A 229-nucleotide genomic window follows, 5' to 3' on the forward strand; every position below is an offset into this window, starting at 1 on the left:
TAACATGACAGAGCGTGTTTGCCACTCAACAAGAGTGGCAATATAGCTATTCTTGGATCCTCCGATCAGATCGCCTTCCCAATGCCCTGGTATTGCACGGTCTTCTACGCAAACAGGTCTTTTGCTGATCGAAACAGCATCCTTAATTTGGCCTAGCCTTTTTCGTTTGAGGCTTGCGTGTTTGGACCGGCGTATCGTGCGTTTAGCACGCAGATGGTCCAGCAGTTCT

1 pseudogene is annotated in these 229 nt (G+C 48.9%); it reads right to left on the bottom strand.

From position 1 onward, the window contains the following. A pseudogene (locus tag PsW64_RS27935) lies at positions 1-229 on the bottom strand (IS30 family transposase); the annotation flags it as partial.

It is taken from the genome of Pseudovibrio sp. W64 (genome assembly GCF_001623145.1).
Taxonomy (GTDB): Bacteria; Pseudomonadota; Alphaproteobacteria; order Rhizobiales; family Stappiaceae; genus Pseudovibrio.